This is a genomic window from Seramator thermalis (assembly GCF_004138125.1).
In the GTDB taxonomy this organism is placed as follows: domain Bacteria; phylum Bacteroidota; class Bacteroidia; order Bacteroidales; family Dysgonomonadaceae; genus Seramator; species Seramator thermalis.
Window position 1 is genome coordinate 1 of sequence record NZ_RXHS01000038.1, and the last position, 510, is coordinate 510.

The 510-nt window shown below is 42.5% G+C and carries 1 pseudogene; it reads left to right on the plus strand.

Going from position 1 to position 510, the window contains the following annotated elements:
* Positions 1 to 54: 54 nt before the first annotated feature.
* Positions 55 to 510, plus strand: a pseudogene (locus tag EJN84_RS12200) (hypothetical protein); the annotation flags it as partial.

The following is a 510-nucleotide window of genomic DNA, read 5'->3' on the forward strand; positions in this document are numbered from 1 at the left end:
ATGGAGACATTAATTTTATACATAATTATCCCCGGCAGGATTAATTTCCTCCAGATGGGGAGGTATGGCAAATCGTGTGAACAACGATTCCGTCAGAACTTCTCGAAAGACTTTGATTGGCTGGAGTTTAACTTGTCTTTATCTGAAAGAATATTAACCGGTGATCGTAAGGCGATAGCCATTGACCCCGGCTACATATCCAAATCAGGAAAGTGTACTCCCTGGATTGGTTACTTCCGGTCGGGTACAGCCGGACAGGCAAAAAGAGGATTAGAGATTCTTGGTGTGGGTCTCATTGACATAGACAATAAAGATTGTATCAGTCTTCAGGCTGTTCAGACACCGGACAGTCAAACTCTGGAAAGCAACGATATTGGCCTGATCGACTGGTATCTTCTTGTGCTAAAATCAATGGAAGAGAAACTTCACAAGATAAGCCCTTATGTGGTAGCCGATGCCTATTTCTCCAAAAGCAATTTTGCAACCGGTTTAAAAGAAATGGACCTACAT